The sequence below is a fragment of the Balneicella halophila genome, assembly GCF_003096835.1.
Lineage (GTDB): Bacteria > Bacteroidota > Bacteroidia > Bacteroidales > Balneicellaceae > Balneicella > Balneicella halophila.
Genome location: NZ_QENZ01000003.1, coordinates 436,502 through 461,533 on the forward strand (window position 1 = coordinate 436,502; position 25,032 = coordinate 461,533).

The window sequence follows — 25,032 nt, forward strand, 5'->3', positions numbered from 1 at the left end:
CAAAATATTAGATTACAGCAAGAGCCGAACAAATCGTTCGGCTCTCTGCTTTTAGAAAACATCTACATCTGCACCTATATGGATACTGCTAAAACCCTTAGTTTGCTTTACGCGACTGATGGCCTCAGATGTTAATTGTTTCGCTTTAGCGTAGGAGCTTTTTCGTTCAATCTTAAGTATTATCTCTTGCAAATAGAAATTTTTAACACGAGAGACAAGAGGAGTATGGGCTCCGTAGGTTCTTGCGCCAAAGATGTTTTTCAAATCCTCTCCTAGTAAGTACGCGGCTTCTTCTACTTTTTGTTTGTTCTTATGTTTGAGCTTAATTTTCATCATATAATAAACCGGCGGATAATGGAAGGCATTTCTTTCTCTTATTTGTTGATTATAGAGAGGGGTGTAGGCACTTTCTTTCACGAGTTTTAGAACAGGGTGCTTAGGTTTATAAGTCTGAATAAGAACTTTTCCCTGTTTTTTCTTTCTCCCTGCACGCCCACTTACTTGTAGTAGCAACTGAAAACTCCGTTCATAAGCTCTAAAATCTGGATAATGCAATAATAAGTCAGCGTTGAGAATAGCAACCAAACCTACATTATCAAAATCTAATCCTTTAGCAAGCATTTGCGTACCTATTAGAATTTTAGTTTCTCCATTTTTAAATTTTGAAAGAATTTTTTCATAACTATGTTTGCCTGTCGTAGTATCCCAGTCAATGCGGTCGCTGAGGTAATTTGGGAAAAGCGCTGTTGTTTGCTCTTCTATTTGTTCTGTCCCAATACCAATCGTTGAAAAATCCTCTCCTTGGCATTCTCCACATTTATGCTTTGCATATGAGATGGAGTAATTGCAGTAATGACAATCTAAGGTGTTCGCGTATTTATGAAGGCTTAAACTCACATCACAATTTGGGCAGTGTGGAATGGTGTCACAATTCTCGCATTTCACAAAATAGGAGTAGCCCCTTCTGTTTTGGAAAAGAATGACCTGTTCACCATTCTCTAAAGTTTCATTCATTGCTTTGATGAGCTCAGGCGTAAATAATCCCTTCATTCGTTTTTTACGACTTGCCTCTGTACTATCAATGAGAATGATTTCCGGTGGTAGAATATCTTGATACCGTTGGAATAACTCCACTAAGCCATATTTGCCAAGCTGTACATTGAAATAACTTTCTAAAGATGGCGTTGCTGAACCCAAGAGAACTTTACTGTTTTGTAAATAAGCTAGGTATATAGCTGCATCTCTGCCATGATAACGTGGTGCTGGATCTTGCTGTTTAAAGCTCGGCTCGTGCTCTTCGTCAACAACTATGAGTCCTAAGTCGTGAAAAGGCAAGAAAATCGCTGAGCGGGCTCCTATGACCACGTAAGGTTTATCTTTAGCTTGTAATTTCCTCCAAACTTCAACACGTTCGTTTGTACTGTATTTAGAATGATAGACTAAAAGTTGTTTTCCGAAAAATATGGCTAAGCGCTCTGCAAGTTGTGTTGTCAATGCAATTTCTGGTAACAGAAATAAGACAAACCTTCCTTTCTCTAGTTCTTTAGCAATAAGATGTGTATAAATCTCTGTTTTTCCACTTGAGGTAATTCCATGTAGTAAAACTGTAGAATGTGTTTCGAATTGCTTTTTGATTTCTCCATATTTTTGTTGCTGTATCTCAGAAAGTTCATAAAGAGGTTTTGTTTCTTTTGGATATTTAAAACTGTGTCTATAAACTTTTTCTTTTTGACTAATAATGAACTCTTTTTTTATCAATGTCTTTATGGGAGATTCAGTTACACCCTCTTCTTCTAAGAATTTTGATTTGCTAACTTTTTCTGTTTTAGATAAATCTATGAGTCTAAGTAAAACATGACTTTGTAGTTCCGAGAGCTTATTAATTTCTTCTGTGGTAATATTCTCTCTTGGGTAAAGAAAAACGACTTCTTTCGGCTTAAATCTTTGATTGTGTTGCGTATGTATTTGTACAACTTCTTTCTCTAATAATGCTTTAAGAACCTCTAATTTCCCTCCTAATGATTCATCTAAGGTTTTTAAATCTAATGCACCATGTTGCAAAGCGTCTATTATTAATCTTTCTGTTTCTGAATCAGGGATATAGTCCGTTTTTGTAAGATGCACTTTATGTTCACTTTCAATGCGAAAACCTGCAGGGAGAGCTGCTGTCATAACTTCCCCAAGAGCACACATATAGTAGCTAGCCATCCATTTCCAAAAAGCGATTTGTTCACTGCTTACAATAGGTTTCTTATCCCATATTGAGATGATTGATTTGGTTGGATATGAGGGTTTATCTTCACTAAGTTTTAAAACAATGCCACCATAAAATTTTCTCCCGAGAGGCACCACAACTTGCTGACCTATCTGTATTTCTTTCTGAAAAGAGACAGGAACTTCATAGGTATAACATGATTGCTGGGCTATGGGCAAGACTATAATTGCATAGGGCATATTTTAGAGATCTTTAGTAAGTGGTTATTCAAATGTAGAGAAATATTTATAAAAAACAGTCTTTCTTACTTGGCAGATTTTAGAGTTTTTGGAAAAGAGAATGCTTGCATAAAAAAACCTCTATAGTAACTGTAGAGGTTTTTTCTAAGAATTTGCAGAGATGTTCTTATATTGACAAAATATCGACGATACGTAATAAATTTTTATTTAACGCCTTATCTTCTTTTATAGAGTCGCTCAGGGGAACATACACTACTTGATTGTTTCGAATTCCAACCATTTCATTACTTCTGTCAGTCAATAACGCCTCTACAGCAGCTACTCCCAATTGGCTGGCAATAACACGGTCGTAAGCTGATGGAGAACCACCACGTTGCAAGTGCCCTAATATACTTAAGCGGACATCGTATTCGGGGTGTTCTTTCGTTATCTCTTTATAAATATCATACGCCTTTATCTTTGAACCTTCAGAAACAATAATAATCCCGTTTTGTTTACTTCTCTTATGTTTTTGCTCCAAATACTCCCGAAGTTTGGTCTGATATTCTTCAAACTCAGGTAGAAGTATTGATTCTGCACCAGTGGCAATACCTGCACGCAGAGCGATAAATCCCGCATCGCGTCCCATCACCTCTATGAGAAATAGGCGATTGTGTGCACTTGCAGTATCTCGGATTTTGTCAACAGCTTCAACAATAGTATTCAAAGCTGTATCAAAACCAATCGTAGCATCAGTACCAAATATATCGTTGTCTATGGTTGCAGGAATACCAATAACAGGAATATTGTATTCATCAGAGAAAATGGAAGCACCAGTGAAGGTGCCATCACCACCGATTACCACTAATCCATCCAGCCCGATTTCTTGTATATAGTCGTATGCTTTCTTCCTGCCTTCTGCTGTCTCAAATTCTTTGCACCTAGCTGAACGTAATAGCGTACCGCCTCGTTGTATTAAATGTCCTACGGTACGGCTTCCCAATTCGAATGTGTCTTTTTGCAATAGTCCTTGGTATCCTTCATGAATACCAACTACTTTCAATCCATTATATATTGCGGTACGCGTTACAGCTCTTACCGCTGCATTCATACCGGGGGCATCACCTCCAGAAGTTAAGACTCCTATTTTTTTTATTTCTTTCATTCGTTTTGTTATTTGGTATTCGTTTCGATATGTTTTGCAACCTCTTCCATTAACCATTGGGGGGTGGATGTTGCTCCACAAATCCCAACACTTTCACAACCTTGAAACCATGTCATGTCAACTTCATCTGCTTCTGATACGAAATAGCTATGCTCATTGTGTTTTTTGCAAACAGAGTATAGCCATTTACCATTAGAGCTTTTCTTTCCGCCAACGAAAATAATTACATCGTGTTTCTGAGCAAATTCTGTCAATATAGGCACTCGGTTTGATACTTTTCTACAAATAGTATCATTATCTTTTATAACGTTATAACCATTTTCTTTTAAGGTGTTAACAAGTTTATGAAAACCATCTATAGTTTTTGTGGTTTGAGAAAAAACGACAACAGGGTAGTCTTTATCAATCTTGTAAATGTCGTCACAACTTTCACAAACTATAGCGTTACCCTCTGTTTGTCCAACCAAACCGTTTACTTCTGCATGACCTAATTTCCCATAAATCACAATTTGAGTTCCTTGATCTTTACCTTTTTCATAGGCTTTCTTGATGCGTTTTTGTAAATTGAGCACAACAGGACATGAGGCATCCACTAAAGTAATATTGTTATTATTTGCCATTTCATAAGTCGATGGTGGCTCACCATGTGCACGCAATAAGACTTTTACGTCTTTCAGTTTGCTAAACTCTTCATGGTCTATAGACTTAAGTCCCAGTTTATTTAAACGTTCAACTTCTTTATTATTATGTACAATATCTCCTATAACAAATAAATTATCATCTTCTTTTAATTCCCTCTCAGCATGCTCAATAGCATATGTAACGCCAAAGCAGTAACCAGAGTTTGGATCAATAGTTATCTTCATAAGTTTGTAGTATTTCTAATTTCGTGGACTTTTTGTAGTACAACATCTAATTGTTCTTGACGGTTCAGCTGGCTATTATCTAAAACAACTGCATCAGAAGCTTTTCGTAAAGGACTTTCTTTTCTATTTTCATCAATATAATCTCGTTCCCTCAAGTTCTCTAAAATCTCCTCCATGCTTACATCTTTCCCCTTAGCACGCATTTCATCATATCGACGTTGCGCTCTGATGCTTTGGTTAGCTGTCAAGAATATCTTTAGTTCTGCATCGGGAAAAACAACTGTGCCTATATCTCTTCCATCCATCACTATTGACCCGTTTTTTGCATAATTTCGTTGTTGAGCCACCAAGAAACACCTAACCTCTTTTATCTTAGCATAGTAGCTTACACTTCTAGAAACCTCCATTCCTCTGATTTCTTTTGAAACATCCTCTCCATTTAACAAAATGATTTGTTTCCCTTCAGCATCTTTATCAAAAGTTATTTTGATATTATCTAGCAAAGGAATAATATCCTCTTCTTTTCCCACAGTAACGCCATTTCTAAGACCATACAATGTGACAGCACGATACATGGCTCCGCTATCAATGTAAGTAAAATCGAGAGCCTGAGCCAAGTCCTTTGCCAAGGTGCTTTTCCCACAAGAGGAATATCCATCTACTGCTATGATCATTTTTCTAATATTTAAAGTATTCTTTCCTTACAAAAGTACAAAAAGACTAACACTTCTTTTACTATTTGAATAAATTGTATCTTAGTGCAAGAAAAAACGATTGCCTATGGATGTAAAAATAGCTGAAGGATGGAAAGATTTATTATCTGAGGAATTTGAAAAAAACTATTTCAAAAACTTAGTTGCTTTTGTTAAGGATGAATATAAACACCATAAAATTTACCCTCCAGGGAAGAAGATATTTGCAGCATTTGACTTTTGCAGTTTGAAAGATCTAAAGGTTGTTATTATAGGTCAAGATCCTTATCATGGTGAGGGACAAGCTCATGGATTGTGTTTTTCTGTCGCTAATGATGTGCGTATTCCTCCATCTCTTCAAAATATCTTTAAAGAATTGAACACGGATGTAGGGAAACCGATTCCAACTACAGGAAATTTGGAATCGTGGGCAAAACAGGGTATCCTGATGCTAAATGCAACACTAACTGTTCGCGCTAATTCCCCAAGGTCGCATCAAAATAAAGGCTGGGAACAGTTTACGGATGCTGTTATTGAGAAAATCTCAGAAGAGAAAGAAGGTGTCGTTTTTTTGCTTTGGGGAGCTTATGCTCAAAGAAAAGGGGCAGTTATTGATAGGACTAAGCATTTGGTACTTGAATCGGCACATCCGTCTCCCTTTGCTGCCCACAGGGGATTTTTTGGGAACAGGCATTTCAGCCAAACGAATACCTACCTTAAAAGCAAAGAAAAAACGCCTATCGTTTGGTAGGCGTTTACACATTTTTAATGATAGAAAGATTTGGATTTTACTCTCCGAAATCTTTTGGATTGATATATCCTTTCATGATTCCACGCTTAGAATTACGAACAAAAAGAATGATTTCATCACGTTCTCCTGATGCAGTCATCTGCGCTTCAATAGCTTCAGTGGCATCACTATTATTCATTCCTTTTTGATACAAATAGCGATAGATATCTTGAATCTCGCGTATTTTTTCGTTGTTAAAATTTCTACGACGCAGTCCGATAGAATTCACACCAACATATGAAAGTGGTGAACGAGCGGCCTTTACATAAGGCGGTACATCTTTACCTACTAAAGATCCTCCGGATATCATGACATGTTTACCAATATTTACAAACTGGTGTACAGCAACCAGACCACTTAGAATAGCCCAGTCATCAATTACAACTTCTCCAGCTATCTGTGACGCATTACCAATGATTACGTTATCTCCAACACAACAATCATGGGCAATATGTACATAGGCCATAAGCAGACAGTTGCTGCCAACGATGGTTTTGCCTTTGGCAACTGTACCACGGTTGATGGTTACACACTCTCTGATTGTAGTATTATCACCAATTTCTACTGTAGTTTTTTCTCCACGAAATTTTAAATCTTGCGGTATTGCTGAGATTACGGCTCCAGGAAAGATTTTACAATTTTTGCCAATTCGAGCACCTTCTAATATGGTTGCATTAGATCCAATACGTGTACCCTCTTCTATAATTACGTTCTTGTCAATCGTTACGAAAGGATCGATAACGACATTATCTGCGATTTGCGCCTCGGGGTGTACGTATGCTAGAGGTTGTTTCATCTGTTGTTTGTTTTTTGGTTCGGAGGTTTTTTATTTGTTTCTAATAATCTGAGCCATTAGGTCACCTTCTGCAACGAGCTCAGAACCTACATATGCATATCCGTGTATGCATATGATACCTCTTTTTAAGACTTTATTTATATATATATCAAACAAAATAGTATCGCCAGGAACTACTTTCTTTCTAAATTTAAAATTATCTATTTTCATAAAATAGGTGGAATGTTTTTGCGGTTCTTCAATCCTGTTCAAAATCATCAATCCACCACATTGTGCCATAGACTCTACAATTAAAACACCAGGCATTATTGGTTCATCCGGGAAATGTCCCAAAAACTGCATTTCATTGTAAGTTATGTTCTTAATCCCGATTACTCTATCGTTAGAGATTTCCAAAACTTTATCTATCAGTAGGAAAGGATATCGATGTGGGAGTAGTTTTTTTATTTGCTGAGTTGTAAGTGCGGGTTTCGTATTTGGATCATAAATTGGAGCAGCTTGTCTAGAACTAATACTTAGAATTTTTTTAGCCATCTTTGTATTAATCTTATGACCCGGACGTGTAGCGATAACACGACCTTTTATGAAACTGCCACAAAGTGCTAAATCTCCTATTACGTCCAGTAATTTATGGCGTGCGGGCTCATTACTATACCGTAGAGGCTCATTACTGATAGAGCCTAAAGTTGAAACTAATTTTGTTTCCTTCCCAAACAATTCTGCAAGCCGATCAATTTCCGCTTGGGGTACTTCCTTGTCTAAAATGACAATGGCATTGTCTAAATCACCGCCTTTTACTAAATTGTTTTGTAGTAGGATTTCTAATTCCCTAAAGAAAACAAAGGTGCGACAGTGAGCTATTTCTTCCGCATAGTCATCGATGTCTCTCAGTTGAGCAAATTGATTAGAAAGGAGTGGTGATCCATCATAAGCTATGTGTGTATCGATTTTAAAGTCATTGTCAGGCAAAAGAGTAACTTCTGCACCTGTGTCTTTGTCATATACAGAAATAGGTTCTCTTACTTTAAAGAATTTTCTTGGAGCATCTTGTTCTTCAATCCCAACCCTTAGGATTTCATCTACGAATGGTTTTGAACTTCCATCTAAAATAGGTGGCTCTTCACTATCCAATTCAATTCTGCAGTTATCAATTTGGCAACCGTAAAGTGCGGAGAGTACATGCTCAATAGTCTGTAATTTAGCACCATCTTTTTCAAGAATCGTACTTCTTGCTGTATCTGCAACGAACTTTGCGAGGGCAGGAATCTCTATGTTCTCGTCGAAATCAGTTCTAACAAACCGGTATCCGTAATTTTCTTTAGCAGGATGGAAACTAATAGTAGCTTCAGCTCCAGTATGAAGTCCTCTTCCACATAAGGTAAAGGATTCTTTTAGGGTTTGTTGCTTATTGTTTAACATCTTAGATTATATTTAATTAGTTAAAGATGGTATTTATTTTTCAGATGTTAAATCTTTTAACTTCTGTTTCAGCTCTTTTATTTCTTTGGCTAAATTAGGTAATTTCTTGAAATAGGCATAAGATTTATAATACTTAGAAACATTCATTGATGGACTCCCCATAACAACACTTCCTTCATCTAAGCTTGAACTTATTCCTGTTTGTGCCACGATCTGCACTTTGTCGGCTATCTTAAGGTGTCCGGATATTCCAACTTGACCGCCAATCATACAATTTTCACCAATTTCCACACTGCCTGCAATTCCCGTTTGTGCTGCAATCACTGTGTTTTCACCTACAGTGCAGTTATGTCCTACTTGAATAAGATTATCCAGTTTTACTCCTTGTTTTATGGTCGTTGCGTTGAGCATTGCACGGTCTATACAGGTATTCGCACCAATTTCAACATTATCTTCTAAAATAACATGTCCTACTTGGGGTATTTTCTCAAAGGTACCGTCTTTTTGAGGAGCAAATCCAAAACCATCAGCTCCAATCACTGCACCTGAATGAATAATGCAGCCTTTACCAATCTTTGTGTGAGGATAAATTTTTACTCCCGCAAATAATTCTGAGTTGTTGTCTATACTTACTTTATCCCCGATATAAGTATTCGGGTAAATTTTAACATTATCCCCGATTATAGCATTGTCGCCTATATAAGCAAAGGCACCAATGTAAACATCTTTACCTATCGTTGCTGATTTACTGACGTAGGAAGGCTCTTCGATACCGATTTTTTTAGGCTTACTTTGCTCATACAATTGTAGCAGATTAGCCATAGCACCATATGGGTCTTTTACTCGGAGCAAAGTTGTTTTTACAGACTCTTTTGGAGTAAAATTATTGCTAACTAATACAATTGAGGCCTCAGTCGTATAAATATATTTTTCGTATTTGGGATTAGCCAAAAATGTTAAAGTTTTGGGCTTACCTGCATCTATCTCTGAGACGCCAGAAACTACACAATTTTTATCTCCATCGACGGTGCCTTCTAATGCTTCGGCTATTTGTTCAGCTGTAAATTCCATGCATGTATTATAATGTTCTTGAGAATTCTTTATTCTCGTAAGCTTCAATAATATCTCCAACCTTAATGTCGTTAAAGTTGGCAATGTTTAATCCACATTCGAAACCTTTTGCAACTTCTTTCACGTCGTCTTTGAAACGCTTAAGCGAACCTAACTCTCCGGTGTAAACTACAATACCATCACGGATGACACGCACCTTTGAGTTTCTGTGAATCTTTCCGCTACGCACAATACAACCGGCAATAGTACCTACTTTGCTCACCTTAAATGTTTCCATGATCTCTAATGTCGCGGTAACTTCTTCCTTAATCTCAGGAGAAAGCATACCCTCCATAGCTTGTTTCACTTCTTCAATAGCATCGTATATGATAGAATATAGACGTATGTCAATTTCTTCTTTTTCAGCTAAGGCTCTTGCTCCTAATGAAGGGCGCACTTGGAAACCGATAATGATGGCTTCAGACGCAGTGGCAAGCATCACATCAGACTCTGAAATCTGTCCCACAGCTTTATGGATTACATTTAACTGAATTTCCTCCGTAGAGAGTTTCATTAATGAGTCTGATAAAGCTTCAATAGAACCATCAACGTCACCTTTTACGATAATATTTAATTCTTGGAAATTACCCACAGCAATACGGCGACCAATTTCGTCAAGCGTAATATGCTTCTGAGTACGTAAAGATTGTTCTCTCTGTAGTTGTTCTCTTTTGTGTGCAATATTTCGAGCCTCTTTATCAGAAGTCATAATATTGAATTTATCACCTGCTGTAGGGGCTCCATTTAATCCCAGCATGGTCACAGGTTCTGCGGGTCTTACGCTTTCTATGGTAGTACCACGTTCATTGAACATGGCTTTTACATTACCTGTATAGCTGCCTGCCAGCATAATGTCTCCTACGTGCAAGGTTCCTGATTCTACTAAAACAGTCGTTACATATCCACGACCTTTGTCTAATGAAGATTCTATAACTGTACCTGAAGCTCGTTTGTCAGGATTCGCTTTGAGTTCTAACAATTCAGCTTCTAAAAGTATTTTCTCTAATAATTCGTCAACTCCAGTTCCTTTTTTAGCAGAAATCTCTTGACTTTGGTATTTACCTCCCCAGTCTTCAACAAGGTAGTTCATATTAGCCAATTCACTCTTGATGCGCTCTGGGTCAGCACCTTGTGTGTCTATTTTATTTAATGCAAATACAATAGGTACACCTGCTGCCGAAGCGTGACTAATCGCTTCCTTAGTTTGAGGCATCACATTATCATCAGTTGCAATTATGATGACTGCAATATCTGTAACTTGAGCACCACGAGCACGCATGGCGGTAAACGCCTCGTGACCCGGAGTATCTAAGAATGTGATATGTTTTCCACTTTCTAAGGTTACGTTGTATGCACCGATATGTTGTGTAATTCCACCGGCTTCACCGGCAATTACATTCGTATTTCTAATATAGTCAAGTAAAGAGGTCTTACCATGGTCAACATGTCCCATTACCGTTACGATTGGTGGACGTGGGATTAAATCTTCAGGACTATCTTCTTCCTCTTCGTTTATGGCTTCTTGAATTTCTGCACTTACAAACTCTACATTGTAATTGAATTCACTGGCAACAAGGGAAATCGTTTCTGCATCAAGACGTTGGTTAAGGTTAACCATAAGTCCTAATGACATACATGCAGAGATAACTTCGTTAACAGGAACATCCATCATCGTAGCAACTTCACTTACTGTAACAAACTCAGTAAGTTGAATCGTTTGCTTTTGTTGCTCCATCTGCTTTGCCTCCTCTTCCTGCTTTTGGCTGGCAAGGTCTCTTTTTTCACGACGGTGTTTTGCTCCTTTCGATTTTCCTTTTGTTAATTTTGCTAAAGTTTCCCTAATTTGCTTTTGAACATCCTCCTCATTAACCTCTTGTTTTACAATCGGCTTTCTGCCTTTACGTTTGTTCGCAGCATTAGCTCTGCTTCTATTGGCGTTATTGTTGTTAGTTCTATTACCGGGTTTTTGGTTTTTGGCAACATCCTTAACATCAACTTTAGATTTTTGAATGCGCTTACGTTTCTTTTTTGCAGGTCTTGTTGGTTGGTCTTTTAGTTCTATCTTCCCAACAACGGTAAGTCCATCTAATTTTTTTACTTTAGTTTCTAAGAAGTCCTCAGAGCTCTTATTTTCTTCTTTTTTAGGAGCTTCCTCTGTCTTTTTAGGTTCTTCTTTAGTCTTCTGGGTATCTTTTATTGTCTTAGTTACCTTATCTTCAGCTTTTTTTATTGCTTCCTTCTCTGCTCGTGTTTTTTTCGTAGGACGTGTCTTTTGGTTCAGTTCGTCAAGATTTATTTTTCCTACAACTTTTGGTTCGTCACCTTTTTTAATAGGTTCAGCTACTTCCTTCTCCGATTTTTCTTCAGTTTTTTCAACTTTTTCAGGTTCTTTCTCCTCTTTTAGCTCTTTCTCGGGAGTTTTCTCTTTTTTAGGTGGATTCAAGTCAATTTCACCAACAATTTTAAGACCTTTTGCTTCTTTCTTGTGAGAAATTTCTTCTTCCTTCTCCTCAGGCAATACTGTCTCTCCGGTAGTATTCACATCATCTATAGAGACTGCCTCTGCTTTGTTGGGTTTTAGAGCAATTTCCTGTGCTCTTTGTTTTAATTGTACATCAGAACTGTACTCATTGACTAGTAAACTGTATGCTTTATCATCCAATTTAGTATTTGGATTGGCATCAATTTCTACACCTTTGGTGCGTAAAAATTCTACGATAGTAGAAATACCCACATTAAATTCGCGGGCTGCTTTACTTAGTCTCGTTGTTTTGTTTATTGGCATATAACTGAACCTTTATTCTTCTGTCTTTGTTAATATAATTACTCTTCTTCTTTTTCGTCGTCAAATTCGGAACTTAAGATATCGAGCACTTCTTGTATCGTCTCAACTTCTAAATCCGTTCGGTGTTCTAATTCTTCAGCACTTAAATCCAATACGTTGCGTGCTGTATCACAGCCGATACGCTTAAGCTCATCGATTATCCATCCGTCAATTTCATCAGAAAACTCTTCCAAGTTTACGTCTTCCTCAATCTCGTCAGTAGATAGCTCACGGAAAACTTCTATTTCATAACCTGTTAATCGGCTGGCCAATTTGATATTTAATCCTCCCTTACCGATAGCTAATGAAACTTCTTCAGGATCTAAGTGTACGGCTACGGTTTTCTCTTCTTCGTTAATATCCATGGAATTAATTCGTGCAGGATTTAAAGCACGAGTAATATACAACTGTGTATTGTCTGTATAATTAATAACATCAATATTTTCATTGCGTAATTCTCGTACGATACCGTGAATTCTAGAGCCTTTCATCCCCACGCAAGCTCCCACAGGATCTATACGTTCATCGTAAGACTGAACGGCTACTTTAGCACGTTGTCCTGGCGTGCGTACAATTTTCTTTATCGTTATTAATCCGTCAAAAATCTCTGGAACTTCTAATTCAAAAAGGCGTTCCAAGAATAATGGGGAAGTTCGAGAAATGTAAATAATTGGATTGTTATTTTTCATTTCTACTTTAGAAACAATTGCACGAATCGTATCACCTTTACGGAAAAAGTCCGAAGGAATCTGCTCCGTTCGTGGCAGTATCAATTCATTATCATAGTCGTCTAATACTAAAATTTCACGTTTCCATATCTGGTAAACTTCTCCTGTAATAATCTCACCAACACGGTCTTTGTATCTATTGTAGATACTTCCTTTCTCCATATCCATGATACGTGAAGCCAAATTTTGACGCAATGATAATATGGCACGACGTCCGAAATCTGCAATTTTTACGGCATCTGTTACTTCCTCGCCAACTTCATAATCACTTTCAATCTTTTGGGCATCAGAAAGAGAAATTTGTAAGTTTTCATCTTCAACTTCATCGTCAGGAACGATTTCTCTATTTCTCCATATCTCTAAGTCTCCTTTGTCAGGATTAATGATGACATCAAAGTTCTCGTCAGTTCCAAAACGCTTTTCTAAAGTATTTCGGAAAACATCTTCGAGTACTCTCATCATTGTTTCTCTATCAATGTTTTTCAGTTCCTTAAATTCTGAAAATGATTCTATCAGATTGATGCTATCCATTGCAATGCTATGATTAAAATGTAATTACTTCTTTTGTTGTATTTATTTCACTTGTTGGAATTTCTTCCAATTCTTGTACTTCTTGTTTCTTCTTTTTTCCTTTGACAACTACCTTCTTGGCGACCTCAAGTGTCAGGGTATTATCTCCGTATGCTGTAAGTTTACCATGTAGTTTTCTGCCATCTTTTACAGCAACTTCTACTTGTTTTCCAATCGCTTTTTGATATTGCTTTTCTACTTTGAAAGGATTGCCAATACCTGCCGAAGATACTTGAAGCTCAAAGTCTTCAACCTCTCTATCCAATTGTGACTCTAGCCATCGGCTTGTATTCATGCATTCTTCTATAGAGAGTGAAGTTAAACTATCTAAGAAAACTTTGATTCTATTATCTGGTGTCGTTTTCACTTCCACCAAAAATACATCTTGTTTATCAGTTAAGTAACTGCTTAATAATTCTTCTATCTTTTCTTTTGCAATCATATTTGGTAATATAAAAATTGGGGACTTCTGTCCCCAATCCTATCCCTCGCTATTTAAATCCAGTGCAAATATACGTCTTTTATTCTGAAAACTCAAAATTATTGACATGTAGATAGTTATCTTTAATTATTTTTCACTTAGGGAGGAAGATTTTTAAGTGTAGTTGTTTATATATAGGATCTAGTTATTTTTAGAGATTATTCTCGATAAAAATCCTTATTTTTGTGGTGAAATAATTGCGATGGCCCCATAGTTCAACGGATAGAATAGTAGTTTCCTAAACTGTAGATACAGGTTCGATTCCTGTTGGGGCTACTAAAAAACCAAATACGTGGCAAAAAAAGTAGCAGAAACTCCGCTGATGAAACAATACAATAAGATGAAGGCTCAGCATCCTGATGCCATCTTACTGTTTCGTGTTGGAGATTTTTATGAAACTTTCTCTGATGATGCCATAAAAACTGCTGATATTCTTGGAATTACTTTAACGAAACGTGCCAACGGTGCAGCTGCATACATCGAGTTGGCAGGATTTCCTCATCATGCTATTGATACGTATTTGCCGAAATTGGTAAGAGCAGGACAGCGTGTTGCCATTTGTGAACAGTTGGAAGACCCGAAGAAAACCAAAAAGATCGTAAAGCGAGGGATAATAGAACTTGTAACGCCGGGAGTTTCTTTCAATGATAATGTTTTAGAACATAAAGAAAATAATTTCCTCGCTGCGGTTTTTTTTGAAAAGCAACAAGCTGGCGTGGCTTTTTTAGATGTATCGACCGGAGAGTTTTATACTTCACAAGGGAACTTCTCTTATATTGATAAGTTACTTTCTAATTTGCAACCTAAAGAAGTATTATTTGAAAGAGGTAAGGAGAAGTTGTTCCGAGAAACTTTTGGAAAGTATTATACGTTCCCCATGGAAGATTGGGCTTTTCATTACCAAGGAGCAGAGGATAAGCTATTACAGCACTTCCAAACTGCCTCTCTAAAAGGTTTTGGAATCTCTGATTATCCACTTGGAGTTGTTGCCTCCGGAGCTATTCTGCATTATTTAGAGTTGACCAAGCACGAACAAATACGACATATTACCAGTATTTCTCGGATAGAAGAAGGAGAATATGTTTGGCTAGACCGTTTTACGGTTCGAAATTTAGAGTTGTTTTCTTCCCTGCACGAAGGAGCAAAAACGCTGGTTCAAGTGTTGGATAAAACAGCTTGCCCAATGGGAGCACGTTTGCTAAAACGCTGGGTTGCATTGCCACTAAAAGAAGTAAAGAAGATTCAAAGTCGCCAAGCCGTTGTTACAGCATTACTGAACAATCCGTATGTTTCCGAAGAATTGTTTGAGACCATACACCAAGTTGGAGATATGGAGCGTATTGCTTCAAAAGCTGCTGTGGGAAGAATCAATCCCAGAGAGATTGTACAACTCAAAAATGCACTGCAAGCAATTCAGCATATTAAAGATTTGTGTACCAGTGATGGTGCTGAAGCATTGACTAACATTTCAGACCAACTCAATCCTTGCAGTAAGCTTTGTGAGAGAATTGGCAGTAGTATTGTGGATAATCCGCCGGCATTATTAAATAAAGGAAATGTAATAAAAGAAGGAGTTTCGGAAGAATTAGATGAACTTCGCAATATTTCCTTTAAAGGGAAAGATTATTTGGTTGATTTACAGCAACGCGAATGTGAGCGTACGGGAATTCCGTCACTGAAAATAGCTTTTAATAATGTTTTTGGGTATTATCTTGAAGTTCGAAATACTCATAAAGATAAAGTTCCGGAGGAATGGATTCGCAAACAAACTTTGGTAAGTGCCGAACGCTACATTACAGAAGAATTAAAAGAATACGAGAATAAAATATTAGGAGCAGAGGAGAAAATTCAGGTTTTGGAACAGCAACTTTATGAGTCTTTGGTTTTAGAAATTGCTGATTTTCTTCCTTCATTGCAATTAGATGCTCAGTTAGTGGCTCGTTTAGATTGTTTGCTTTCTTTTGCTCAATGTGCACAGCAAAATAATTATGTGCTTCCTCAAGTAAATGATACAAAAGTTCTCGATATCAAAGAGGGCAGGCATCCCGTGATAGAACAACAATTGCCTGTGGGAGAGGAGTATATTGCCAATGATGTATATTTGGACAATGATTCTCAACAAATAATTATTATTACAGGACCTAATATGTCGGGTAAGTCAGCATTATTGCGACAAACCGCATTGATTACGTTAATGGCTCAGATAGGAAGTTATGTTCCTGCAAAAGAGGCGAACATTGGTGTAGTGGATAAAATATTCACTCGTGTAGGAGCTTCCGATAATATTTCTATGGGAGAATCGACTTTTATGGTAGAGATGAATGAGGCGGCAAGTATTTTGAATAATCTTTCAGATAGAAGTTTGGTGCTTTTTGATGAATTAGGACGAGGAACAAGTACTTATGACGGTATCTCAATCGCTTGGTCTATTGTAGAATACATTCACGAACAGCCTAAAAATAGAGCCAAAACATTATTTGCGACGCATTATCATGAACTCAACGAAATGCAAGACTCGTTCTCTCGCGTAAAAAATTATAATGTTTCTGTAAAAGAAGTCAAAGACAAAGTCATTTTTCTTCGAAAGTTAGTGAGGGGAGGCTCCAACCACAGTTTTGGTATTCATGTTGCACGTATGGCAGGAATGCCGGCATCAGTAGTGCAACGTGCCAATGTAATTTTGGAACAATTAGAAGGAAAAACTGATAAAAGCAATTTAGGAAAACCCGTGAAAGAATTAGCACAAAGTCGTGAAGGCTACCAAATGAGCTTTTTTCAGTTGGATGATCCTGTGCTAACCCAGATAAGAGACCAAATAGCAGGTTTGGATGTAAATAATCTCACACCAGTTGAAGCGCTCAATATTCTCAATGAAATAAAAAAGTTAACAGGGAAATAGTCATTATTCTTCCAACATCTCTTCCTTTGGAAAATGTTTAACGACTCCTTTTGTTCTCCATTTGCCAGAGAAGAAGTAAAGCGTAGAGAATGTAGCCCCCACAGCCCAGCCAGCTGGTACAGACCACCAAACACCAGTTTCTCCCATAAACCCTGCTAAATAATAGGCTACAGGGATACGAACAATCCAAAGAGCAACGATAGTTACAAACATTGGAATCAATGTATCACCAGCACCACGCAAAACCCCGTTTGAGTTAAACAATATTACAAATAATGCATAGAATGAGCTTACGATTACTAAGTATTCTTTACCTATTCGGATGATTTCAGGATCCTCAGTAAAAATACCCATTAGATTTTCTCCAAAGATGACGATTACGGCAGTCATTATTACACAAATAATCAAGGACTGACTTAAACTCGTCTTGTATCCAGACATTACTCGTGAAAATTTTCCTGCCCCCATGTTTTGTCCTGTAAAGGATGCCACAGCTTGGCTATATGCCATAGCAGGCATCACGGCAAGAGAATCAATACGCATCGCAACACTGTAGGCGGCGATAACTTCGGTGCCAAAACCATTGACTAATCGCGAAATAATAACCATTCCCACGGAGACGGCAACCATCTGTATTCCACTTGGCAGCCCAATACGGATTGCCTTTTTAAAGATGTCGAAATCAAACTTTAGCGAAGAGAAATTAATGCGTAAATGTACATTTTTGTGATGCACATATATACTGATTGCAATAAAAGCAATACCTTGAGCGATGATGGTGGCATACGCTACACCTTCTACGCCATAGCCAAGGACATAGACGAACAAAAGATCTAAGGAGATATTAAGGAGTGTAGAAAATATCAAGAAATAGAGAGGTGTTTTGGAGTCTCCAAGACCACGAAGTATTGCAGTGGTTGCAGCGTATCCAAAAAATAAAATAATACCACTCATGTAAATATTAATGTATCTTGTGGCTAAGTCAAGTAACTCGATAGGTAAATCTAATAGAAGAAATATTTCCTTGCTAAATATAAGGGCTAATATAGATGCTAAGGCTGAGAAAAAGAAGATAAAGAAATACATCGTAGTTATCGTTGCCTTTACATTATCATATTGTCTGGCACCAAAGTATTGAGATACTACAATGGTAAATCCTCCGGCGATACCGGAAATCAACGAAATGATAGCAAAAATCACTGGATAGGATGCACCGACAGCTCCTAAAGCGTCGTTTCCAATAAGACGTCCCACAACAGCACTATCTACGATGTTATAAAATTGCTGGAAGACATTTCCTAATAAAATAGGGACTGCAAACCAAAAAAGTTGTCTTGACGGTTTTCCTGTGGTGAAATTATTTGCCATAATCTAAATGTAGTGCAAAGCTACTGTTATTTTACTGAAAACAGGATAAAATCTACATTTTTGTCGTATTTTTGAACACATAAATATCGACTATTTTTTTCAAAATAAATTCAAGAACGTTACTAACGAGCGATAGACTTTTTAGCTATTGCTTCGTACTATAAGAGCTATGAAGATAAGAGATGTAAAAGCACAGCCACCTGTGGCAAAAAAAATTAAAAAGAAATTAACAATACACGAAGATACGCGTATCGACAACTACTTTTGGTTAAATCAAAGAGAAGATCCTGAGGTAATTGAGCATTTGAAAGCGGAGAATGCATACACTGATGCGATAATGGAGCACACTGAGGAATTTCAGCAAAATCTGTATGATGAAATGGTTGCTCGTATCAAGAAAGACGATGAATCTGTGCCTTATAAGAAAAACGGTTATTATTACTATACCCGTACTGAGGGTGAAGCGGAATATCCTTTGTTTTGCAGGAAGAAAGGGAGTCTCGATGCTGAGGAGGAAATCTTATTGAATATCCCGGAGTTGGCTGAGGGGGAAGCGTACTATAGTGTAGGAGCTTCTGAGGTAAGCCCAAACAATAAACTATTAGCTTATTCTGTAGATAATGTAAGTCGTAGAAAATATACGATTTATATAAAGAATTTAAAAACTGGTGAGATCTATCCTGATAAAATAGAGAATACCTCGGGAAGTATCACTTGGGCTAATGATAATAAAACCATATTCTATACTAAAAAAGATGAACAAACTTTGTTGCCATACCAAGTCTACACTCACAAAATAGGAAAAGATGTTGCCAAGGATAAACTGGTTTACGAAGAGAAGGACAATACCTTTTATACTCATTGCTATAAAACGAAATCGGAAAAATATATTATCATTGGTAATAGTTCCACATTGACTTCTGAGATGAGATATATTGATGCGGATAAACCTGATAGTGAGTTTCAACTCATTGCACCGCGTGAGCGTGGCGTGGAATACAACGTGGCTCATTATGGAGAAAGTTTTTATATCTATACGAATTGGAATGCACAGAACTTTTGTTTGATGAAAACTCCGGTTACAGCTACGGATAAAAGACATTGGAAGATGGTTATTGCCCCACGAAAAGATGTGATGCTTACAGGTATTGATATTTTTAAAGAGTATTTGGTCACCTCAGAGAGAGAAAAAGGATTAAATAATATTCGTATTCAAACTTGGGATGGAGCACAAGATTATTATATCGATTTCAAAGAAGAAGTCTATGATGCGTGGGTTTCTACCAATGTTGATTTTGATGCCGAGGTATTGCGCTATGGCTATACCTCTTTGACAACACCAACTTCTGTATTTGATATAAATATGAGAACCAAGGAACCCCAGTTGCTAAAACAACAAGAAGTTTTAGGAGACTTCAATAAAGATAACTATAAAAGTAAGCGTATTTGGGTAGAAGCGAGAGATGGAACCCAAGTTCCTGTATCTTTAGTATATAATAAAAACAACGCAAAGTTAGACGGAAAGTCTCCATTGTATATTTATGCCTATGGCTCTTATGGTAATAGTATAGATGCTTACTTTAGTTCGGTTCGTTTGAGCATGCTGGATAGAGGAATAATTTATGCCATTGCACATATCCGTGGAGGCGAGGAATTAGGTCGTCCTTGGTATGAGGATGGTAAATTGTTGAAGAAGAAAAATACATTTACCGACTTTATTGACTGTACCGAATATTTCGTTAAAAATAATTTGGTAGCTAAGGATAAAGTTTTTGCTTGTGGCGGAAGTGCGGGTGGTTTATTGATGGGAGCTGTTGCGAATATGCGACCTGATTTATATACGGGAATTATTGCCCAAGTACCCTTTGTAGATGTGGTTACAACGATGTTGGATGAAACCATTCCTTTAACTACCGGCGAGTTCGACGAATGGGGCAATCCTAAAGACAAAACCTATTATGACTATATGTTGTCGTATTCTCCTTACGATCAAGTAAAAGCACAAGATTATCCTGCGATGTTGGTAACAACAGGACTGCACGATTCCCAAGTGCAATATTGGGAGCCAGCAAAATGGGTAGCTAAACTTCGTGAAATGAAAACGGATAATAATCCAGTATTGTTGAAAATAGAAATGGACTACGGACACGGAGGAGCATCCGGTCGTTTTGCCAAACTAAAAGAAGTTGCATTGGAATATGCCTTTATGTTTGACCTTCTTGATATTCATGAATAGTAGGACGAAGAACTTTCAATAAAAACGCCAATAGACCTCGGTTTAGTGGCGTTTTTATTGAAAAGGGGAGGCTTATTAGTTCAAGTCAATAAATCTTTTTTGTGATTTATAGACTGGTCCTCCCATGACTTCTTTTACAGTACCGCCGAACATCCAACTCATAGGTTTGATATTCATTGTGGCGATAATGACTTTTTTGTCCTCGGTTTCATAGACTGAAATAGTGCAAGGCATCATCACAGAAATATGAGTGCTCTTAGGATCATTTATCATCTTTGAGGCATGTTCCGGATGACATATTTCAATAAGAGCCACTTTCGCTTTCGCTTCTAAATTAGCCTTCTCTATAGATTCATCTATTCTTTTAATTCCTTGTAAGCCCCAGCCTTCTTTTTCAGCATTTGCTACAATTTTTGCAACAGTCGTATCAAAGTCATAAAGGCTTTCTTGGGTATTGATCATTTTGCGGGGTACTAACCAATACACTATGAGTAAAGCGATAAAAACACCCAGTAATAGAAAGAGTAGTTCCGCCATTATGAATGTTTTTTGATGATTTCAACAAGATCTTGCTTTTGCAATAAACCGGAATGACTCCATAATTTCTCTCCATTTTTAAAAAGAATTAATGTAGGAACTCCCATAATTTGGAAATCACGAGCCATTTCTTGGTTTTTATCTACATCTATTTTGATGATGTTGGCACTATCGCCTAACTCATCTTTTACCTCTTCTAGGATGGGACTCATCATTTTGCAAGGGCCACACCATTCTGCAAAGAAATCTACCAGCGTTGGTTTTGATTGATTGATGATTTCTGAAAAATTCTTCATTTCTAAATTTTTTAAAAAGTTATGATTTTAATTGTCTTTAATTTTTAACCATCTTAAAATGTCATTCAATAAGCACCATTTTGTAAGTGATGATTGTATAAGGTTTAATGCCACGAAGAGTGCCAAGGCTAACCAATAGATATGCACAAAATATCCAAGGAGAACACTCAACAGCACGAAAGTTCCTGCAATAAATCGCACGATGCGTTCGTGTTTCGTTACTTTGTGACAATATGGTTTATTATTTTCCATTGTTTTAATATTTTGCTTAAATGTATTTATCCACAGGAACAGTGCCAACTTTTATACAAAAGTTTTTGTTTTCCACGGTGCACTGGTTAAATTCAGTTACGATATTTATTAGATTTTCTGCTTGTTTACTTGTTGTAAAAGCAAAAAACATATGAGAGTCTATACCTTCTTTGGCACCGGGAAACCAGCTGAAAGAAGAACTTTCTGAATGACTGTAGCCGTCCATCTCTGCACCACTGTATGAGTCTATTTTAGCCTTTTTCAAGAGTTTTATAATATCTTCTCGAAAAGATGCTACTGCTGTTATGATTACTAATTTCATTTTGTTAGGGTTTAAAGAAATAGTTATTTATCTGATTTTTCTCTATCCTCATATTTTTTGCGTTCCATTAGGTAATAAACCAATGGCACGACAAGCAATGTGAGAATGGTAGAACCTATCGTTCCACCCATCAGTGAGATTGCCAAACCTTGGAAAATTGGGTCAAAAAGAATGACGAACGCACCGATAACCACCGTACCTGCTGTCAATAGAATAGGAGTGGTTCGGATAGCTCCTGCCTCCAATACGGCTTGTTTCAAAGGAATACCTTCTGCCAAACGCAGATTGATAAAGTCAATCAGCAAGACAGAGTTCCGCACCATAATACCTGCTAGAGCAATCATTCCAATAAAGGATGTGGCAGTAAAGAATGCTCCCAGTATCCAGTGTCCTAAAACAATACCCACTAAGGAAAGAGGAATGGCAACCATCATCACAAAAGGAACTTTAAAATCTTGGAACCAACCGACTATCAGCATATAAATAATGATGAGTACACCCAAGAATGCAATTCCCAAATCAAGGAATACCTCGAGGGTTATTTGCCACTCGCCATCCCATTTTACGGTATAGTCATCTTCTAAGGCGGGTTGTTCCATGTAAGTTTCATTGATTTCGTATCCTGCCGGTAAATCAATAGCTTTTAGTTTATCGGTCATTCCCAGTATTGCATACACAGGACTTTCCAGCTCGCCTGCCATATCGGCTAAAATATAAACTACGCGTTTTTGATTTTTTCGATAAATGCTCTTAGGCTTGATATTCTTTTTTACCTCTATAAGGTCGGCAATAGGAACCATATTTCCTTGTTTGCTTTTTATTTTCAATTGAGCAATATCATTGATAGACGTTTTTTCTTTTTCATCTAATTGAAGAACAATTTCAACTTGATGGTTTGAATTTTCACTGTAAATAGATGCTACAGCTTTGTTGCTCAATGCCATATTCATCGTATAGACAATTTGTTGAGGAGCGACACCGTAAAGCATCGCTTTTTCTTTGTTTATTTCAAAGTTAAACTGTTCTTGGTCAGCCTCTACCATCCAGTCGATATCCACGACGTCTTGGGTGTTGTGTAAAATTTGCTGTATGCTGTCTGCAATGGCGATTTGCTGATTGTAATCAGGGCCATAAACTTCAGCAACAATTGTAGAAAGCACAGGAGGTCCCGGAGGTACTTCCACTACCTTTACATTAGCACCGTATTTCTTGGCTACCGCCTGAATACCCGGGCGATATTTTTTTGCTAAATCATGACTTTGCAGGCTTCGTTTTTTCTTGTCGGTAAGGTTTACTTGAATATCTGCAACATTACTGCCATGGCGGATGTCATAGTGGCGTACTAAACCGTTGAAAGTAATCGGGGCTGAAGTACCTATATAGCTTTGGTAATTTACCACCTCATCTTGTTGTCTGAGGTATTGACCAATTTCTTTCGCTACCACCGCAGTACGTTCCAGTGTTGTGCCCTCCGGCATATCAATAACCACTTGAAATTCGTTCTTATTATCAAAAGGCAACATTTTTACAGCTACTGTTTTTGTAAAGAACAACGCAACAGACCCTAAGAGCAACAGAAAAGTAACTCCGAGGAAGATGTTTCGCTTCATTTTATTTTCAAGAACAGGACGCTCTAATTTTTCATACAATTTATAGATAAATGTTTCTTCTAATTTCTTGGCTTCTTTCTTCTTTTGACCTTTTTTATCCTTTTCTCTCAAGAAAATAAAACCTAAATAAGGCGTTATCGTCAAGGCAACGAATAGTGAAAGTATCATGGCAATAGATGCACCAATAGGCATTGGAGACATATAAGGCCCCATCATTCCTGATACAAAAGCCATAGGAAGCACAGAGGCAATTACCGTAAAGGTCGCCAAGATAGTTGGGTTACCAACCTCGTTGATAGCATAAAGTGCTGCTTGCTTGAAAGGCAGTTTTTTCATTTTAAAATGCCGGTGCATATTCTCCGCAATAATAATAGAGTCATCGACGACAATGCCTGTTACGAACACCAATGCAAACAGCGTAATGCGGTTGAGTGTATAGTCAAGCATATAATAGCTCAACAGCGTCAATGCAAAAGTGATGGGAACTGATAGAAACACTACCAACCCGCCACGCCAACCCATGGCTAACATAACCACGATGGTTACGGCAATAATCGCTCCGATAAGGTGCATCAATAGTTCAGAGACTTTTTGCGAAGCCGTTTCTCCGTAGTTACGCGTTACCGATACATGAACATCATCAGGAATAAGTGTTTTGCGTAAATGCTCCACTTTATTCAATATTTTATCGGAAATCTTCATTGCATCTGCACCTTTGCGTTTAGCAACAGAGATGGTAACAGCAGGATATTCTGCTTGGTATTCCTTCATTTCATCGCTGGCTACTCCAAATCCCATAGAAACGTAGTTTTTTGGTAATTCCGGACCATCTTTTATTTCAGCGATTTGTTTTAAATAAACAGCTTGATTCTGATAAACTCCAATGACTAAGTTTTTCACATCATCGGAGGTTTCCAAGAAATTGCCTGTTTTGATATTGTATTCTGTATCTCCCTTCTTAAAAGCTCCTGCGACTAATTGATGGTTGTTGGCTTTTAGCATCTCTGCAACATTCAAAAAGTCTAAATGACTTTCAGCCATTTTTGCTTTGTCAAGAATTACGCTGAGCTCGCGACTGCGCCCGCCAATTATTTTAGTAATAGCTACATCATTGACTTTTTCTATTTCAGTAGCCAATTCATTCGCCATTTTCTTTAATTGATAATCATCATAATTAGGGCTCCATAGCGTTAATCCCAGCATGGGCACATCATCAATGGCACGTGATTTTATTAAAGGCATGGTAACACCTTCCGGCATGGTATCCATGTGCTTATTGATTTCATTGTAGAGTTTTACCAAAGAGCGTTCTATATCTTCGCCCACGTAAAATTGTACGATAACCATTGCCTGTTCCTCCATAGATGTTGTATATACGTACTCTACACCTTTTATATTGGAGATTAATTTTTCAAGAGGTTTTGCTACACGTGATTCTACCTCTTTGGGGCTGGCTCCGGGATAACCGACGAAGATATCTGCCATAGGCACGTCAATTTGTGGCTCTTCCTCTCGGGGAATCAAAAACGAACTATATACTCCAATGACCATAAATACAATCATCAGCAGTATCGTTAGTTTTGACCCGATAAATAACTTTGCTATTTTTCCTGCTAATCCTTCTTTCATTTTTTTTCT

The 25,032-nt window shown here is 37.5% G+C and carries 19 protein-coding genes and 1 tRNA gene; 4 read left to right on the plus strand and 16 right to left on the minus strand.

Annotation, left to right across the window (positions count from 1 at the left end; genetic code table 11):
* Positions 1–51: 51 nt before the first annotated feature.
* From priA to cmk, 4 genes are all read right to left on the minus strand, one after another.
* Positions 52–2,454, minus strand: a complete 2,403-nt coding sequence (gene priA, locus C7377_RS02015) for a replication restart helicase PriA (RefSeq protein WP_116495669.1) — start codon at positions 2,452–2,454, stop codon at positions 52–54.
* Between the two features lie 166 nt (positions 2,455–2,620).
* The gene (gene pfkA, locus C7377_RS02020; protein WP_116496199.1) at positions 2,621–3,598 is read right to left on the minus strand and encodes a 6-phosphofructokinase; all 978 of its coding nucleotides are present in this window, start codon (positions 3,596–3,598) and stop codon (positions 2,621–2,623) included.
* 8 nt (positions 3,599–3,606) lie between these two features.
* Entirely contained in the window at positions 3,607–4,464 is an 858-nt protein-coding gene (locus C7377_RS02025) for a 4-hydroxy-3-methylbut-2-enyl diphosphate reductase (RefSeq protein WP_116495670.1), read from the minus strand.
* Positions 4,461–5,147: a (d)CMP kinase gene (gene cmk, locus C7377_RS02030; RefSeq protein ID WP_207778416.1), complete on the minus strand. Its 687-nt coding sequence runs from the start codon at positions 5,145–5,147 to the stop codon at positions 4,461–4,463. Before cmk ends, C7377_RS02025 begins: the two co-directional genes overlap by 4 nt.
* Positions 5,148–5,244: 97 nt before the next feature.
* Here cmk and ung point away from each other — a divergent pair, with 97 nt between their 5' ends.
* On the plus strand, positions 5,245–5,907 hold the full coding sequence (ung, locus tag C7377_RS02035; protein WP_116495672.1) for a uracil-DNA glycosylase: 663 nt from the start codon (positions 5,245–5,247) through the stop codon (positions 5,905–5,907).
* A 37-nt stretch (positions 5,908–5,944) separates the two neighbouring features.
* On the opposite strand, the gene lpxA is transcribed toward ung, so the two are convergent.
* From lpxA to rimP, 6 genes are read right to left on the minus strand one after another with little or no spacing between them, the layout of a single operon-like run.
* A complete protein-coding gene (gene lpxA, locus C7377_RS02040) occupies positions 5,945–6,742 on the minus strand; it encodes an acyl-ACP--UDP-N-acetylglucosamine O-acyltransferase (protein WP_116495673.1) in 798 nt (265 codons plus the stop codon).
* A gap of 30 nt (positions 6,743–6,772) precedes the next feature.
* Complete coding sequence (locus tag C7377_RS02045) at positions 6,773–8,161, minus strand: bifunctional UDP-3-O-[3-hydroxymyristoyl] N-acetylglucosamine deacetylase/3-hydroxyacyl-ACP dehydratase (protein ID WP_116495674.1); 1,389 nt, start codon at positions 8,159–8,161, stop codon at positions 6,773–6,775.
* 33 nt (positions 8,162–8,194) lie between these two features.
* Entirely contained in the window at positions 8,195–9,232 is a 1,038-nt protein-coding gene (lpxD, locus tag C7377_RS02050) for a UDP-3-O-(3-hydroxymyristoyl)glucosamine N-acyltransferase (RefSeq protein WP_116496200.1), read from the minus strand.
* A gap of 7 nt (positions 9,233–9,239) precedes the next feature.
* The gene (gene infB / locus C7377_RS02055; protein ID WP_116495675.1) at positions 9,240–12,056 is read right to left on the minus strand and encodes a translation initiation factor IF-2; all 2,817 of its coding nucleotides are present in this window, start codon (positions 12,054–12,056) and stop codon (positions 9,240–9,242) included.
* Between the two features lie 38 nt (positions 12,057–12,094).
* Positions 12,095–13,354 (minus strand): transcription termination factor NusA, encoded by a 1,260-nt coding sequence (gene nusA / locus C7377_RS02060; protein WP_116495676.1) that lies wholly within the window; start codon positions 13,352–13,354, stop codon positions 12,095–12,097.
* A 13-nt stretch (positions 13,355–13,367) separates the two neighbouring features.
* Entirely contained in the window at positions 13,368–13,835 is a 468-nt protein-coding gene (gene rimP / locus C7377_RS02065) for a ribosome assembly cofactor RimP (protein ID WP_116495677.1), read from the minus strand.
* 243 nt (positions 13,836–14,078) lie between these two features.
* Here rimP and C7377_RS02070 point away from each other — a divergent pair.
* Together C7377_RS02070 and mutS are read left to right on the plus strand one after the other, a co-directional pair.
* Positions 14,079–14,150 (plus strand) — tRNA-Arg (locus C7377_RS02070).
* A gap of 16 nt (positions 14,151–14,166) precedes the next feature.
* Positions 14,167–16,773, plus strand: coding sequence for a DNA mismatch repair protein MutS (gene mutS, locus C7377_RS02075; RefSeq protein ID WP_116495678.1), 2,607 nt, complete (start codon positions 14,167–14,169; stop codon positions 16,771–16,773).
* Positions 16,774–16,776: 3 nt separating this feature from the next.
* Here mutS and C7377_RS02080 read toward each other — a convergent pair whose 3' ends face one another.
* The gene (locus C7377_RS02080; RefSeq protein ID WP_116495679.1) at positions 16,777–18,141 is read right to left on the minus strand and encodes an MATE family efflux transporter; all 1,365 of its coding nucleotides are present in this window, start codon (positions 18,139–18,141) and stop codon (positions 16,777–16,779) included.
* Between the two features lie 169 nt (positions 18,142–18,310).
* Here C7377_RS02080 and C7377_RS02085 point away from each other — a divergent pair, with 169 nt between their 5' ends.
* Positions 18,311–20,377 carry a S9 family peptidase gene (locus C7377_RS02085; RefSeq protein WP_116495680.1) on the plus strand — a complete coding sequence of 689 codons (2,067 nt, stop codon included), beginning with the start codon at positions 18,311–18,313 and terminating at the stop codon, positions 20,375–20,377.
* Positions 20,378–20,452: 75 nt separating this feature from the next.
* Here C7377_RS02085 and C7377_RS02090 read toward each other — a convergent pair whose 3' ends face one another.
* Genes C7377_RS02090 through C7377_RS02110 form a run of 5 tightly spaced genes read right to left on the minus strand, consistent with a single transcriptional unit; the run spans position 20,453 to position 25,023 of the window.
* On the minus strand, positions 20,453–20,914 hold the full coding sequence (locus C7377_RS02090; protein WP_116495681.1) for a DUF302 domain-containing protein: 462 nt from the start codon (positions 20,912–20,914) through the stop codon (positions 20,453–20,455).
* Positions 20,914–21,210, minus strand: a complete 297-nt coding sequence (trxA, locus tag C7377_RS02095) for a thioredoxin (RefSeq protein ID WP_116495682.1) — start codon at positions 21,208–21,210, stop codon at positions 20,914–20,916. Before trxA ends, C7377_RS02090 begins: the two co-directional genes overlap by 1 nt.
* 27 nt (positions 21,211–21,237) lie before the next feature.
* Positions 21,238–21,462 carry a YgaP family membrane protein gene (locus tag C7377_RS02100; protein WP_116495683.1) on the minus strand — a complete coding sequence of 75 codons (225 nt, stop codon included), beginning with the start codon at positions 21,460–21,462 and terminating at the stop codon, positions 21,238–21,240.
* A gap of 16 nt (positions 21,463–21,478) precedes the next feature.
* Positions 21,479–21,784 (minus strand): hypothetical protein, encoded by a 306-nt coding sequence (locus C7377_RS02105; protein ID WP_116495684.1) that lies wholly within the window; start codon positions 21,782–21,784, stop codon positions 21,479–21,481.
* Positions 21,785–21,807: 23 nt separating this feature from the next.
* Positions 21,808–25,023 carry an efflux RND transporter permease subunit gene (locus C7377_RS02110; RefSeq protein ID WP_116495685.1) on the minus strand — a complete coding sequence of 1,072 codons (3,216 nt, stop codon included), beginning with the start codon at positions 25,021–25,023 and terminating at the stop codon, positions 21,808–21,810.
* Positions 25,024–25,032 lie beyond the last annotated feature (9 nt).

Bases quoted from the DNA above. Each gene is read 5' to 3' on its own strand.
- priA (WP_116495669.1), bottom strand. From the start codon at position 2,454: ATGCCCTATGCAATTATAGTCTTGCCCATAGCCCAGCAATCATGTTAT.
- pfkA (WP_116496199.1), bottom strand. From the start codon at position 3,598: ATGAAAGAAATAAAAAAAATAGGAGTCTTAACTTCTGGAGGTGATGCC.
- C7377_RS02025 (WP_116495670.1), bottom strand. From the start codon at position 4,464: ATGAAGATAACTATTGATCCAAACTCTGGTTACTGCTTTGGCGTTACA.
- ung (WP_116495672.1), top strand. From the start codon at position 5,245: ATGGATGTAAAAATAGCTGAAGGATGGAAAGATTTATTATCTGAGGAA.
- lpxA (WP_116495673.1), bottom strand. From the start codon at position 6,742: ATGAAACAACCTCTAGCATACGTACACCCCGAGGCGCAAATCGCAGAT.
- C7377_RS02045 (WP_116495674.1), bottom strand. From the start codon at position 8,161: ATGTTAAACAATAAGCAACAAACCCTAAAAGAATCCTTTACCTTATGT.
- lpxD (WP_116496200.1), bottom strand. From the start codon at position 9,232: ATGGAATTTACAGCTGAACAAATAGCCGAAGCATTAGAAGGCACCGTC.
- infB (WP_116495675.1), bottom strand. From the start codon at position 12,056: ATGCCAATAAACAAAACAACGAGACTAAGTAAAGCAGCCCGCGAATTT.
- nusA (WP_116495676.1), bottom strand. From the start codon at position 13,354: ATGGATAGCATCAATCTGATAGAATCATTTTCAGAATTTAAGGAACTG.
- rimP (WP_116495677.1), bottom strand. From the start codon at position 13,835: ATGATTGCAAAAGAAAAGATAGAAGAATTATTAAGCAGTTACTTAACT.
- C7377_RS02080 (WP_116495679.1), bottom strand. From the start codon at position 18,141: ATGGCAAATAATTTCACCACAGGAAAACCGTCAAGACAACTTTTTTGG.
- C7377_RS02085 (WP_116495680.1), top strand. From the start codon at position 18,311: ATGAAGATAAGAGATGTAAAAGCACAGCCACCTGTGGCAAAAAAAATT.
- C7377_RS02090 (WP_116495681.1), bottom strand. From the start codon at position 20,914: ATGGCGGAACTACTCTTTCTATTACTGGGTGTTTTTATCGCTTTACTC.
- trxA (WP_116495682.1), bottom strand. From the start codon at position 21,210: ATGAAGAATTTTTCAGAAATCATCAATCAATCAAAACCAACGCTGGTA.
- C7377_RS02100 (WP_116495683.1), bottom strand. From the start codon at position 21,462: ATGGAAAATAATAAACCATATTGTCACAAAGTAACGAAACACGAACGC.
- C7377_RS02105 (WP_116495684.1), bottom strand. From the start codon at position 21,784: ATGAAATTAGTAATCATAACAGCAGTAGCATCTTTTCGAGAAGATATT.
- C7377_RS02110 (WP_116495685.1), bottom strand. From the start codon at position 25,023: ATGAAAGAAGGATTAGCAGGAAAAATAGCAAAGTTATTTATCGGGTCA.